At 62.7% G+C, this 14,162-nt stretch carries 10 protein-coding genes; 1 reads left to right on the top strand and 9 read right to left on the bottom strand.

The window, feature by feature from the left end:
* From FTE24_RS03645 to FTE24_RS03635, 3 genes are all read right to left on the bottom strand, one after another.
* The coding region (locus FTE24_RS03645; RefSeq protein WP_160441634.1) for a pentapeptide repeat-containing protein at positions 1–649 on the bottom strand (649 nt) is incomplete at its 3' end.
* A 25-nt stretch (positions 650–674) separates the two neighbouring features.
* Positions 675–1,019 carry a zinc ribbon domain-containing protein YjdM gene (locus FTE24_RS03640; protein ID WP_141447663.1) on the bottom strand — a complete coding sequence of 115 codons (345 nt, stop codon included), beginning with the start codon at positions 1,017–1,019 and terminating at the stop codon, positions 675–677.
* Positions 1,020–1,159: 140 nt separating this feature from the next.
* A complete protein-coding gene (locus FTE24_RS03635; protein ID WP_150234163.1) occupies positions 1,160–2,410 on the bottom strand; it encodes a Zn-dependent hydrolase in 1,251 nt (416 codons plus the stop codon).
* 227 nt (positions 2,411–2,637) lie between these two features.
* Here FTE24_RS03635 and FTE24_RS03630 point away from each other — a divergent pair, with 227 nt between their 5' ends.
* Positions 2,638–3,540, top strand: coding sequence for a YegS/Rv2252/BmrU family lipid kinase (locus tag FTE24_RS03630; RefSeq protein ID WP_150234165.1), 903 nt, complete (start codon positions 2,638–2,640; stop codon positions 3,538–3,540).
* A 223-nt stretch (positions 3,541–3,763) separates the two neighbouring features.
* Here FTE24_RS03630 and FTE24_RS03625 read toward each other — a convergent pair whose 3' ends face one another.
* The 6 genes from FTE24_RS03625 to FTE24_RS03600 form a co-directional block, all read right to left on the bottom strand.
* The gene (locus tag FTE24_RS03625) at positions 3,764–5,485 is read right to left on the bottom strand and encodes a GNAT family N-acetyltransferase (protein WP_150234167.1); all 1,722 of its coding nucleotides are present in this window, start codon (positions 5,483–5,485) and stop codon (positions 3,764–3,766) included.
* Positions 5,486–5,497: 12 nt separating this feature from the next.
* On the bottom strand, positions 5,498–6,781 hold the full coding sequence (locus FTE24_RS03620) for a VWA domain-containing protein (RefSeq protein ID WP_415663142.1): 1,284 nt from the start codon (positions 6,779–6,781) through the stop codon (positions 5,498–5,500).
* A 1-nt stretch (position 6,782) separates the two neighbouring features.
* Entirely contained in the window at positions 6,783–9,113 is a 2,331-nt protein-coding gene (locus tag FTE24_RS03615) for a DUF5682 family protein (RefSeq protein ID WP_150234169.1), read from the bottom strand.
* Positions 9,110–10,213, bottom strand: a complete 1,104-nt coding sequence (locus tag FTE24_RS03610; protein ID WP_150234171.1) for an AAA family ATPase — start codon at positions 10,211–10,213, stop codon at positions 9,110–9,112. The genes FTE24_RS03615 and FTE24_RS03610 overlap by 4 nt, the downstream gene beginning before the upstream one ends.
* Positions 10,214–10,288: 75 nt before the next feature.
* Positions 10,289–12,130 (bottom strand): HEAT repeat domain-containing protein, encoded by a 1,842-nt coding sequence (locus FTE24_RS03605; protein ID WP_150234173.1) that lies wholly within the window; start codon positions 12,128–12,130, stop codon positions 10,289–10,291.
* 67 nt (positions 12,131–12,197) lie between these two features.
* The gene (locus tag FTE24_RS03600; RefSeq protein WP_150234175.1) at positions 12,198–13,637 is read right to left on the bottom strand and encodes an SWIM zinc finger family protein; all 1,440 of its coding nucleotides are present in this window, start codon (positions 13,635–13,637) and stop codon (positions 12,198–12,200) included.
* Positions 13,638–14,162: the final 525 nt, after the last annotated feature.

Genomic DNA, 14,162 nt, shown 5'->3' with positions numbered 1-14,162 from the left:
TAGCCGGCCTGCGGCCCCGGCGGCCGGCCTTGCCCCCGCGCGGGTGCTGCCGCCCGCGCGCCGGCTCTGCGCCGCGCGCAGCCTTGCGGCGCAGCGCTTCGGCCCGAACGAGCTCGCTGCCTTCGAGCAGCAGCCCGTTCACTTCCGCGCGCTGCGCGGAGACGCTCAGCTTCAGGAGAGCGTCGGGTTCAAGCTGCGTGAGGCGCTCGATCTCCGCGAGCGCCTCGCCCAGCTGCGGATGGAGCTTCGAGGCCGCGGAGCGGCCGAGCAGCTCGGTCAGGTACAGCATCAGCTCGTGCAGCTGCCAGACGATCGGCAGCACTTCGAACATGGCGCGCGCCGTCTCCGGCCGCTCGCGCCAATTCACGCCGCCGAACGTCTGCTGCGACACTTTCTGGCCCGCGCCGAAGCAGTCGTAGACGGTGCAGCCGCGAAATCCGCTGCCGCGCAGCTTCGTATGAATGCCGCAGCGAAAATCGTCGCGCAGGTTGCGGCAGGGCTCGCCGGCCGCTTTGTCGATCGCAAAATCGACCGAGGCCGCAAAAGGCAGCGCCGCGCAGCACAAGCCGAAGCAGTTCTCGCAGTCGCCTCTGAAGCGTGCGCGGTAAGCGCCCGATTCGGACAGCGGATCGTCGAATTTCTGTGTCATCGTTGTCAGTCCTCCGAATGCTTTTTTAGGCTTTGCGCACGAACTCCGACTTCAGTTTCATCGCGCCGAAGCCGTCGATCTTGCAGTCGATATCGTGATCGCCGTCGACCAGCCGGATATTTTTGACTTTGGTGCCGATCTTCAGGGTGGACGAACTTCCTTTGACCTTGAGGTCTTTGATCACGGTGACGGAATCGCCGTCGCGCAGTTCGTTGCCGTTGGCGTCGCGCACTTTCTTCTCCGCTTCCGCGCCGCTCGGCGCTTCCGCTCCCGGCGTCCATTCGTGCGCGCATTCCGGACAGACGAGCAGATTGCCGTCTTCGTACGTGTATGCGGAGTTACAGGCCGGGCAGTTGGGCAGTTCATTCATAAGTTTCATTCCTCTTTTCTCTCGCGTTCGTTCTCTTCTCTTCATGGTGCCACAGGCGGCCGCTTCTCCACAACCCGCAAAACCGAACATTCGGCGACACCCGGATCGGCTTCGGGGCGAAGGGCGGCCTCGGCTCTCTTCTAATCGGCTTCCGTCAGCGCCTTCGCCGCCTCATACAAAATCCCGACCGCACGCGCGATATCCGCCGCATCCGACCATTCTTCCGGGCAGTGGCTGAGTCCGCCGCGGCTCGGCACGAACAGCATGCCGACGTCGGTATAATCGGAAAAGATCATCGCGTCGTGCCCCGCCCCGCTGTTGAGCGCGCGATAAGGGACGCCGAGCGATTCGCTGCCTTTTTCCAGCAGTTCCCGCACTTTACCGCTCATGCGCTTGGGCCGGATATACAGCTGGCGCTCGATATCGACCTCGATCCCGCTGCCCGCCGCCGAACGCGCCAACGCTTCCGCTTTTTCAAGCATGCCCAGCACGTCTTCTTCGCGTCCCGCGCGCAGGTCGGCCGTGAACACGACCCGATCGGGAATAACGTTCGCCCCGTTCGGAAAAACGTTCAGCCGACCGATCGTCGCGACCGTCCCGCCGCCCTGCTCGCGCGCAAGTTCCGGCAGCCGGGCCACGATCTTCGCAGCGGCGACCAGCGCGTCGGCGCGGCGTTCCATCGGCATCGTGCCGGCATGGCCGGCGCTGCCGCGCACCGTGATCTGAATCTGCGTCAGGCCGACGATCGCTTCGACGATGCCGATCGGAAGACCTTCCTCTTCCAGAATCGGCCCCTGCTCGATATGCAGCTCAAGGAACGCTTTGATACTCTGCGCGTCCCGCTTGCCCGGCAGCTCCGGGTCCAGTCCGATCGCTTGCATCGCTTCGAGCGTCGTGATGCCGTCCTTGTCCTTCGTATTGGCGAACTCCTCGCGCGAGATAGCGCCGAGCATGGCGCGCGAACCGAGCAGCCCGCCGATGAACCGGCCGCCTTCCTCTTCGATCATCGCGATCGCTTCAAGCGGATACTTGGGCGTCAGCCCGTTTTCCCGGAACAACCTCGCGACTTCGAGCCCCGCGATCACGCCCGCCGGACCGTCGTAAGAGCCGCCGCTCGGCACCGAATCGAAATGCGATCCGATCAGCACGCTCGGCGCGCCTTCGATCGTCCCTTCTTGTTTGCCGAAAATATTGCCGAAGCCGTCTTCCCGCACCTCAAGCCCGTATTCGGTCATCACCTGCTTGATATAGGTCCGCGCCTGCCGGTCCTGCTCGCTGTAAGTCAGGCGCGTCGTACCCTGACCCGGCGTGGACGTGAACGCGGCGATCGCTTCGATATGGCGCTCGATGCGCAGTTTCAGATCGTCCGCAGACGTTTTTTGCTCGCTCATTGCTGCTCTCTCCTTCGGCCCTGCGGCAGGGTCATGCCCGGGCATTTCGTGAACTCTGTTCATTATAACCGATCTTTTGTCCGTCCTCTTCGACGTCTTGGACGGCCGTGCCTGGCGTCTTGCCGAAATATCGCGCCTCCGCGCCTCCAAAAATGGAGACGATCGCCCGTTTTCTGGGTAAAGAAAAAGTGCAAGCCTATTCCATATCAGAACGGGGGAGCTGCTTCGTGAAGCAGGCCATGATTATAATGAATCCGTCTTCAGGCAAAGAGAAGGCGCTTGAATACGTCCGCAAAGTCGAAGACGCGCTGCGCGAAGAAGCGGGCTACGACGTCGTCGTCAAAGAAACGACACAGGAACTGGACGCCACCAAATTCTGCGTATCCGCCTGCCAGGACAAGTTCGACCTCGTCGTCTCCGTCGGCGGGGACGGCACGCTGCACGAGACGATCAACGGGCTGCTCGATCAGCCGCATCGTCCGAAGCTCGGCGTCATTCCGCTCGGCACCGTGAACGATTTTGCCCGGGCGCTCCATATTCCGCTCGATCCCGACCAGGCGATCCATACGCTGAATTCGACGCGGCTGCGCCAGGTCGACATGGCCCGGATCAACGACCAGCTGTTCGCGAACGTGGTCGCGGCCGGATCGCTCGCCGACGCCCTGTCGTCCGTCACGTCCGAAGAGAAGTCGAAGCTCGGCGCGTTCGCTTATTTCAAGCAGGGCGCCAAAGAACTGCTCGGCAATTCGGTCTCGCCGCTGCGCATCACGCACGACGGCGGAACGTGGGAAGGCGACGCGCCGATCTTCATCGCCGCGCTGACCAACTCGGTCGGCGGCTTCGAGAATCTGGCGCCGGACGCTTCCGTCGACGACGGACTGCTGCACTGCTTCATCCTGCACGATCTGAACATCTTCAACACGCTGACGGCAGGCTTCTCGCTGCTGCTCGGCAATCTCAAAGCGCATAAGGACGTGGAATACTTCACGACCAAACGCGTCAGCGTCTCCTCCACGGAGCCGGTCAAGACGAACGTCGACGGCGAACCCGGACCTGCGCTGCCGATCGAGATGCATATCCTGCCTTCGCATGTTCAGGTCATCGTGCCGGAAGACGCGGAGATCGCTTGATTCTATCCGCCTACCACGGACAGACGCAAGTCGGCGAACGTATTCGATATGCAAAAAGATGCAAAAAGGCGCCCGTCAGGGTCGCCTTTTTTTGTTTTTTTTCGGCGATATGCCCTTGAGTACCGGATCTCCCGTTCAGCGTTCGACGGTTCCCTGTCCGCGCTCTGGCCGCCCTTCCGGAGTGGCCGTTCGGACAGGCACTCGCCGCGCAGGATGCAGGCAGTCAGCGGTGTACCAACTCTCCGCCGCGCGCCTGCATCAGCCGCTCCAGCTCCAGCCACTCCTGTGTGCCCGACTGCGCCTGGCTGCCGGACAACCGTACCCATTTGAGCACCGGAAGTTCAAGCAGCAGCCCCGGATCGGCAAAAGACGTTTTGGACAGATCAAGCCGCTCCAGCCCGATCAGCGTCGGCAAAAAGTCCCACGTCTTGGGCTTGAGCATCGTGACGTCGAGGTTGTTCAACCGGCTCATGCCGGCGAGCGGGCGCAGGTCTTTGACCTTCGTGCCCCAGATCCACAAATGTTCAAGCTTCGGAAACTGCTCGCGAATGCCTTCGATCGACGCCAGCTTCGATTTCTCCACGTAAAGCGTATGCAGCGCCGGGCAGACGCCCATCTCCCGCAAACTGACGACTCCCGACCCCCTCAGCCTCAGCTCCTCGATGGCCGGATGCGCATGGAACCCGCCAAGATCCGCAGCCATGCAGAAATTGGCGTCGAGCACCCGCAGCCGGAGAAGGCGGGCGGCCTGCGAAAGGTCTTTCAGCGACTTGGGCGTCATCAGCCGCACCTGCTCGACGTTCGGGAAGACCGACAGCGAATCGAGGTCTTCAAGGCGGCAGGTGATCGCTCCGAGCGATAATTCGCGCACCGTCGGCGCCCGGTCGTAGTCGGGAATCCGTTGCAATTCGTTAAATTGCAGCTGCAATTTCTCAAGCGCCGGCGGCAGTGCCGTCGGGCTCTCGTAATTCAAGCGCGACAGGCTGAGCTGCCGCAGTTCGGGCAGCGAAGACAGCAGATTCGGCGGAATGGCCTGCGCCAGCTCCGCCAGATGCAGCGTGTCCAGCCGGCGCAGTCCGGCGATCGCTTCGATCCCGCGCTTCACCGTCGTTTTCGAGACGAAAGCAAGCTGCTTCAGCCCGGCTGCCGCTTCGAGCCCCGACAGGTCGGGAATCGTCATCTTCGAATCGGTCGTGCCGAATTCCAGCCGCTCCAGCCGCGGGAATTCCTGCAAAGGTTCATAGGTGGATAGGTAGCGCGGCTGCATGATTTTGAGCGATTCCAGCTCCTGCGGCGTATCCGGTTCGCGGAAAAAAGCATACTGGCGATACTTCCCGATATACGCTTCCGCTTCCTTGAGCAGGGCTGCTCTCGATTTGTCGTAATCGGCAGCATTATTCACCGTGCACAACCAAACCATATTCGGCATCCCCGGTCCCCAATAGTCCGCGGCAACGATATGCGGCGGGCCGAATTTGCGCGTCCAGCGCTCCTGCGCCCGGGCATATCCGCTGTCCAGACAGAACTGGCGAATGCCGCGGCGGCGCAGCTCCTCCGTCATGGCCGCGATCAGCGCCGACCCGATGCCGCGATCCTGCAGGTCCGGCCGGACATACAGGCTGCCGAGCTCTCCTACTTCGTTCAGCCGCCCTTCGGCACTTTCGCGAATGTTCTCGCCGCAGGGGCCGAACGAAATCGTGGCCACGACGTCGCCGCCGTGCTCGGCGACGAGGAAGAAGGGCGGCGCCTGGTCCGCCGCCTCCTGACTCAACGCTTCCGACAACAGTCTTTTTTTATGCGAAATTTCGTCTTCGATTTCTTCGGGTACGTCATTCAATCCTTCGCGTGCAAAAGCGTCCGCGATCGCCGATTCGAACACCTGGCCGGCCGAAGCGATATCGCCGGGAACCGGGCGCCGAATGATCAGTTCGGGCAACTTGGCCATCTTAACGCCTCCTCAGCCTTTTTCCGGCGTCAGCTTTTTGGCCAGCGCGCTCATGTCCTGTCCCTGCAGCGCACCCGCCACGAGTTCGGGCAGCATGGCCGGCGTGCAGGCAAAGCACGGCGTGCCGTCTCTCGCCAGCTGCCGGGCCAGCCGCTCGTCATAGAACGGGCGGCCGCTGTCGGAGAGCGCCAGCAAACAGAGCGTCCGTACGCCCGATTCGCGCATCTCGCGCATCCGGCGCACGAGCGCCGACTGGTTGCCGCCTTCGTACAGGTCGGTCACCATGATGAACAGCGTCTTCTTCGGATCTTCGATGAAGTTCTCGCAGTAGGCGACCGACTTGTTGATGTCGGTTCCGCCGCCGAGCTGAATGCCGAACAGCATGTCGACGGGATCGTCGGCGCACTGCTCGGTCAGGTCGACGACTTCCGTATCGAACACGACGACGCGCGTATCCAGCGCCGGCATGCTGGCGAAGACCGCGCCCGTCACCGAAGCCCAGATGACCGATTCGGCCATGGAACCGCTCTGGTCGATATCGAGAATGACGGTCCATTCCTTGCTGCGCCGAGCCCGGTCGAAGTAGTAGAACCGTTCGGGAATCAGAATCTTCCGCTCGGTATCGTAATGCTTCAGGTTGCGCTGGATCGTCCGCTTCCAGTCCAGTCCGCTAAGCGAAGGCAGCGGCGTATGCTGGCGCTTGTTGAGCGCGCCGGTCACGGCCCGCTGCATGTCTTCCTTCATGCGGGACATGAGATCGTCTACGACCGCTTTGACGAGCATGCGGGCCGTTTCTTTGGTTTTCTCGGGAATTTTGCCTTTGAGCGCCATCAGCGTTCCGACCATCTGGATATCCGGCTTGACCGAAGCGAGCAGCTCCGGCTCGAACAGCAGCTGCTTCCAGCCGCGCCGCTCGATCGCGTCGTTCTGGATGATCGAGACGACGTCTTCCGAGAACAGGCTGCGCACATCGCCGAGCCAGCGCGACAGATTGACGGAACCTCGTCCGCCGCCCGCCGCGCGTCCGCCCGAACTTCCGCCCGTGCCGCGGCCCGAACCGCCGGCCGACGGCGCGCCGTCCGTCGTGTCGTCGTAGATCGCCGCCAACGCCGCGTCCATGATCGCTTCTTCCTCCGTCAAATGCAGGCCGCCGGGCCCGTTCATGCCTTCAAGCGGCTTCTGGGCCGCTTCGCCCAGAATCAACCGCCAGCGGGACACCGCGTGCTGCTTCTGCTGCGCCGCCAAGTCCGGCTCGTTCCGCCCGCTGCCGTTTTCCTTATCCGCCATGTTCCCCATACTAAAAGTCCCCAAAGTCGAAATCGTTCAATTCATCCAGCATCTTGTCCTCTTCCTCCTTCAGATCCCCGGTCAGAATTTCCGCGGCCTGCTCCGCGTTCACGCCCCACAGCTCGCCCAGCGTCTCGGCGATCATCGTCTTCTCGTGCGCCGAGAACGAACTGAACGCCCGGCGCAGGAACACGAGCGCGCGCTTGAATTCTTCGTCGTCGAGCGAATGGATATAATCGTTCAACTGCTGCCACAGGCTCATGCGCGACAGCAGCGCATAGCGGTTGCGCATGGACAGTCCTTCGAACCAGCCCGCGCCAAGCTCGGACGGAATGCCCGGCGACAGCCGCCGCGACACTTCGGCGGCGCACTTCTCCGCGTCCATCTCCCCGCGTTCCAGCAGCAGCGCGCAGGAGAAGCCGGACAGCTTCGGATTGCGGTCGTCGCGCTCCGACAGCCCGGACAGCTCCGCCGTCCAGAGCGGCACGTCGACGACGTCGTCGTGTTCCTGCGCAATCTGGTTCAGGCTGCCCATCGCGGATACGATGCCGTAAGCCGCTTCGTCGCTGCAGTTGGCGGCGTCGGTCAGATAGAGGCAGCCGCGATAGAACAGCTGCGTCAGCAGCGGCACGAGCGGCGCCGTGTCCGCGCGGCGAATATCGCCGTAGGCGATAATGCCGGACAGCCGCGAAGCCGCCGCCGCGATCTGGGCCACGTCGCGGCTGTCCGCCGCCAGCGCTTGCAGCACGCGGCGCCCGTCTTCCATCTGCGCGGTCATGCCGCAGCGGACGGCGGCTTCGATCAGCTTCGAAGCTTCCGAAATGGAAGTGCAGGCTTCCAGCCGTTCGCGCAGCCGATACGCGCAGGCGATCTCGATCGTCTCACCGAGCAGGGTCGATTCGACGACCCGGATCTCGGCTTCCGGCGTCCACTGGATAATCCAGTCTTCGGCCCAGATCGCCCGATCCGCGCCCGCGGATTTTGCGCGGACGAACGGAATGTCCAGCAATTCCAGGCGATGGAACAGGAAGGAGCGGTTCAGGTCGAGAAAAGCGGCTTCGGGAGACGAGACGCGCCGGTTCTCGCGCAGATCGAGCGACAGATCGGCCGCGACCGCGGTCTTGTATTTGGTCAACTTGAGCCGCTTCAACTCGCGGTTCAGGTCGTCCTGCAGCGGCGTCTGGCTGACGCCTTCGGCCAGGCTGCCGATCCGGGTGCCGATCTCGACCCGGGCCAGCGCTTCGGCCACGACCGACAGCTCGCCGCGGCCGAGCAGCGTCTGCGCCGCGTCGCGCAGTTCCAGCAGCGTCGGCGCGCTGCCGCCGTGCAGCGAAGCCAGCCCTTCGGCCAGCCGCACCGCTTCGATGACTTCCGCCGTCGAACGGTGTGTGCCGGCCTCGCGCAGGCTGCGCGCCGCCGTCGACAGATAGACGCGCGGCAGCTCGTCCGGCCGCCCGGCCTCCATCGCTTCCCACATCAGCTGATAGTAATGCGGAGCGCGGTTCCCCGCGCCGTAGCCCGACAGGCTGGAGAGCCGGTAATACGAATACGGCATCAGCGTCAGCTTCGAACCGCGCAGCGGCATCGCCGCAAGTTCCGCGTCGCTCATGGCGCCGCCGGCCGGATGCTCCAGCGCCGCCGCATGGTAGGCGCCGCAGACGACGACGACTTTGGCGGGATCGTGCCCCGCTTCGACGACGTTCAGAATCTGCCGCCGCATATACGCTTCGCGGACGTGATTATACGCGTGTTCCTGCGGCTGCTCGGACTGCTCGCGGTCTTCGCCGAGCGATCGCATCTCGGCCGAAAAGGCCAGGATCGAATCCCGGTAGGCATCCGGATTCGCGTTGTGCTCGTAATGACGTTCCCAGTACGTCTCGTAGTCGTGCTCGTCCGCCAGGTCGGCGATGCGTTCGTACACCGAACGCCCCGCCACCGCGGCTTCCGGCTCTTCTTCGCCCTGCGGCCGACCGGGCAGATCTTCGCCGCCGCGCCGCAGATCCTGCAGCGCCAGCGCCGACCCGGCCGGCAGGTCGATCAGTTCGCACAGGGCGCCGTTCTTCGCGGCCCAGCGCATCGCCTGAAGCTCCGGCGAATAGACGGCGAACGGCCACAGCGCCGTGCGCACGGGCATCTCGTCGGTAAAAGCCAGAATGGCGACCGGCGGAACGGTCGACGGATCGACGAGATCGCGGATCAGGGGAGTCGCATCGGACGGGCCTTCGATCAGTACCGCCGTCGGCCGGACCGCGTCCAGATATTGCAGCAGATGGCGGGCACCGCCGGGGGATAGGTGCCGGACGCCGAATACGGAGACGGTGACGTCGGCCGCCGTCTTCACTCGTTCATCTCCCTGCACGCTTGATACAGTCCGCGCCACTCCGATCCCCGTTTCTTCATGACGTTATCGAGATATTCTTTCCAGACGAGCTTGTCCTTGTCGTCGTCCTTGACGATCGCGCCCTGCAGGCCGGCCGCCAGATCCTCGTCGGTCATCTCACCGCTGCCGAAACTTGCCGCCAGCGCCATGCTGTTCGTCAGCAGCGAGATCGCTTCGGCCGTCGAGATGACGCCGCCGGGCGATTTGAGCTTTTCCTTGCGGTCGAGCGTCATGCCGCTGCGCAGCTCGCGGAAGATCGTCACGACCTTGAGCAGCGCCTCGTCGGCCGGAGGCGAAGCGTGCAGCTGGTAGGAAGCGGCAATCTCGCCGACCCGCTTCTTGACGATCGACAGTTCCGTCTCCAGATCCGACGGCGCGGGCAGGACGATGATGTTGAAGCGCCGCTTGAGGGCGGCGGACATTTCGTTCACGCCGCGGTCGCGCGTATTCGCCGTGGCGATGATCGAGAAGCCTTTGCGGGCGCTCGTCTCGCTACCGAGTTCAGGCACCGAGACCGTCTTCTCGGACAAAATGGAGATCAGCGCATCCTGCACTTCCGAAGCGCAGCGCGAAATTTCTTCGAACCGGGCGACGCTTCCGCCTTCCATCGCGCGCATGATCGGGCTGCGCACGAGCGCTTCCGGCGTCGGGCCGTTGGCCAGCAGCATCGCGTAATTCCACGAATAGCGGACATGCTCTTCGCTCGTGCCGGCCGTTCCCTGCACGACAAGGCCCGAGTTGCCGCTGACGGCGGCGGTCAGGTTCTCGGACAGCCAGGACTTGGCGGTGCCCGGCTCGCCGATCAGCATCAGCGCGCGGTCCGTGACGAGCGTGGCGATCGCCATCTCGACCAGACGCCGGTTGCCTATGTATTTGGGCGTGATGTCCAGCTTTCCGGCCGTGCCGCCGGTCAGAAACGTCAGCACGGAACGCGGCGACATCTGCCAACCCGGCGGGACCACCCCTTTGTCCGCTTTTTGCAGCGCCTCGATCTCTTCCTGGTACAACACTTCCGCCGGTAGGCGCATAGCCTCCTGCTCTTGCTTGTTCGCTGCTGCCATTCGTTCATTCTCCTCTCGACTGCAAGATGGGATTGCGGTGATCCGTGCGGTGATCCGATCGCGGCTTCGCCGCCGTTACTCCGCGGCGGCGGCCCGCCGGCGAAGCGAGTGGACGACTTCCTGCATCGTTTCCTTGAGGCTCTCGAACCTCGCGTTCGCGATCATCGGCTCCAGACGGTCGGCGGCGTCCGCGGCAAACCGGTCCGGGATACCTGTCAAACGCTCGATCTCGTCCGGATAGATACTGTAGATTTTTTTCCAGTCCTTGTTCTCCATCCAGCTCATGAGCAGTCCGTACTTCGTATCTTCGTCGTAATCGCCCGCGTCGAGCGCGCTGAAAATGTAATTCTCGTAATAAGGGCTGGCGTTTTTCTCGACCTGTTTTCTCAAAAACGGCAGCAGTCTCGGATTGCCGGGAGCGGCAAGGCCCGATACCAGTTCCAGATCGCCCCGGTCGATCGTCCAATCGAGCCAGCGCGGGTCCCACTGCGTCTCGATGACTTCCTGCGGCAGACGCCGCCGGACGTAATTGTCGTACACGTGGATCTCTCCGTGCAGCGTCTCGATCAGCTTCTTCTGGATCGCCTGCGCTTTTTTGGATACGGCTTCGCGCAGCCTGCCCCGGCCCGAACCGGCGTAGCGGTCGTACAGTTCGGCCGGCGAACGGCGGCGCTTCGTCGCATGGAACGCGTACGGCAGAAAATCGGGACTCTGCTCTTCGAGCGCGTACAGCACTTCAAGCGCTTCTTCGGTGTCCGTATTTTCCAGATAGCGGGCCGCCTGGCTCAGGACGCGGAACCGTTCCGCGTAATCCAGCCGGCCGAGCGCCGGATAAGCGTTCGGATGTCCGCAGAAATCCAGGTACAGCCGTTCCAGTTCCGGATGCTCCGCATTCCGAAACGCAATCGTAAATGGTTCCAGCGCGCTCCACAGTTTGTCTTTGCTTTTGCGGTCTTCTTCGCCCGCATACTCTTCGCGCAGACGCTCCGCGTACAGCGGGATGATACGCGCAAGCATCTCTTCCGCCGGAGCGGCCCCGATCGCTTGCGCGGCGGGAATCGCGTCCTTGCCGACGAACGCGTCATACAGCCGTTCGCGGGCGTCAGCCGAATTGCGTACGGCAAGCGCCGCCAGCGCGCCTTCGCGCACCGGCTTCTTCTTGTCGAGCGACCATTCGATCAGGCGGTCTTCGAAGTCCGGATGCGTGCCCAGGCAGGATATTGCCGCCGCGCGCACTTTGTCCGAGCCTTCTTCGGCCGCCTGCACGAGCCGCGCAAGCGAACGCTTGTCGCCGGCGTCGACGCCAAGCGTGCGCACGACTTCCAGGCGGCGTTCTTCTTCGCGCCCGCCCTGAAGGTTCAGATCCGCCAGCAGATACGGCACGATCACCCGTCCGTAGGAAGGCAGAATATACCGGACGGCATAATCGGCCAGTTCCGCGTACGGATCGTTCAGCGCCTTCATCGCGAACGGGAACAGGCGCAGATCGCGGAACAAGCCGTCCCGATGGGCCGTCGTCACGATCTCGTGGCGTCCGCCGCCCGAAGTGGACAGCGCGTTTTGCACTTCCGCCAACTGGCGGTACGAACGGGACGTCGTCAAGTCGGTCAGGCCGCTGTTCGCCGGCTTCTCCGCTGACATGTCGCCGTCCGGTGCCGTGGCGCCCTGCGTCGACAGCACCGAATTCAGCAGCAGCGACACGTCCTGCAGTCTGGAAGCGCGCGCTTCCGCTTCAGACGGTCCCGTCAATTCCGCGATGCCTTCGGCCAGCTTCTTGAACACCGGCGCCCGCTCTCCGAGCTGCGCAAGCTTCGGTTCGATCCGTTTGAGGCGGAAATCGTCCGCCGCCAGGTCGCTGCCCGCGATATACAGGCGGCGCAGTTCGCCCTGGAGTTCCTGCAACAAAGTCGTACTCATTGGCTTCTCCTCCCGATTCTGTTCGATTCGTCCCGGAATCCGGGCTCTGTCTTCGACGGCGTCCCGCTCAATACAGCAGCCGCGTGATCCGCTCGCCCTTGATCAGCGTGAGCGGCTGGGCGACCAGCCTTCCCGTATCCATCCGGTGCTCGAACATCGCCAGCACGGCGGTGTCTTCCAGCAGCGCGGGATCGACGAGCGACAGCAGGGGCGTAGTCGGCTGCGGAAGCCGGTAAATGTCGCCGAGTTCCAGCGTGCCGCCGGATTCGTCGACCAGCGCGAAAGCCCCGCTCTCGGTCTGCGCGATCCGGACGGCTTGCAGCAGCACGACCGGCGCGCGGTCGGCCAGCGGGTCCTTGAGCTGGTTCTTGACGGCTTTCACCGCGTCCGCGATCGAAGTCGAAGCGGCGGATCGAATCGATTCGAAATCGGTGGAAGACGTCTGGCGCGGCAGCATGCCCTCGAAGCGCACACGGGCGTTCAGGCCGCCCGGATACCGGTACAGCTCATTGATCTGCGCGACGCTGAAGAAGCTGTCTTCTTCCTTCATGAACTTGACCGCTTTGAACGGGCGGTACTGCACCGTGCGATGAATCCGGCTCTCGCCGAGTTCCAGCCAGAAGCCGGTATCGACGAATTCTTTGCGCGCTTCGTCCCGGTAGCTGTAGAACGCGAGCTGCAGCAGTTGGACTTTCTCGCTGACCCGTCCCGCTTCCTTCAGTTCGGACAGCTGCCAGGCATGGCCGAGCCATTCCTCGATCGTCGATTCCGCATCCGGGGACAGTTCCGGATCTTCCTGCTTCGCCTGCAGGTACGAGCGGCCTTTCTTGATAAAAGCGTTCAGCAGCGTCAGCTGCTCGGCCGCGTATGTATACCCGCTCTCGCGATCTTCCTGCTCCAGCAGCAGGGCCAGACGGCGCAGCTCGTTCTCCGCTCCGGTCAAATAACTGCTGCCCAGCCGCTTGGCATGGTCATTCAGGTCTTTGACCGTCTTCGCGTTCGCCGTGCCCAGCCCGCCGCGCACGAGCGACAGCGACAACTTCTCCAGTTCGTCCAGCGCTTCGAGCTGCTGCCCGATCTTCTTCTTGAGTGCGGCCTTGTTCACTTTCTTCGGCTTGGCGGGCGGAAGTTCGCCGCTGTCGCGCTTGGCCTTGTTCTCTTCGCGCTTGCCGGCCTTGTCTCTCTTCGACGAAATGTCTTCCGGCACGGATGCCTGCTCGAACTTCAGGCCGTCCGCATAGGCGTACATAAGGCCCAGCGCATGCTTGCACGGAAACTGCCGGCTCGGGCAGCTGCAGCGGGACACCGGATTGTCGGGAGCGACGAAGTCGACGGAACAGACGTAGTTGGACTTGCCGCTGCCGGAACATTCGCCGAACAGCAGGTCGCCTTCCGCGGATACGTTGAGCTTGACGAACTTGTTTTTCTGAACGAGCCCCCGGCCGTTCTTGGCCGCGGCCGCGTTCGGGGCGAGCGAATCGATATGGGATGCAGTCAATTGCAGCAAATCAAGCGCCTCCTCGCTAATCTTTGGTTGGTTAGCATTATACGTGATTCCCGCGCAAATCTCACTCCGGCATGCGGCATCGGACTTTCGACCCTGGACGTTCGTCCTGGCGGGATTTTCCAGACAAAAAAAGAACGCGTGTTCTTATTTTCGTAAAATATAGCACGCTTTCTTCGGGAATTCAAATGGCGCGCGATTGTTAAGTCCGAATTGCTTTTTCTCCGCTTAAATAACGTCGTGAGGACATTTATTCCTCTCTGCCGGTCCGCGCCGCGTCGAATAACTGCGTAGAAGCAGCTATTTCCGCGCGTCGATGCCGAAATCTCCTTTTTTCCGCAAAATAAATGGATCTGTGCCTTTATTTGCGCTTTTGGGGGCATTTTTGCAAAAATAAGTGTCTTCAGGACGTTAATCCGGCGCGCCCTGCGGCAGGTTCGATAGGATGCCCCAAGTTTGCGCCAGGTACAGGTACGGGCGCAAGTACAAACATAAGCACAAGTACCAATACAGACACAGGCGCAGACC

This window comes from Saccharibacillus sp. WB 17, from assembly GCF_008634075.2.
Lineage (GTDB): Bacteria > Bacillota > Bacilli > Paenibacillales > Paenibacillaceae > Saccharibacillus > Saccharibacillus brassicae.
Note: the sequence above shows the minus strand (reverse complement) of the source record. Positions and strands in the feature narration are given on the sequence as shown.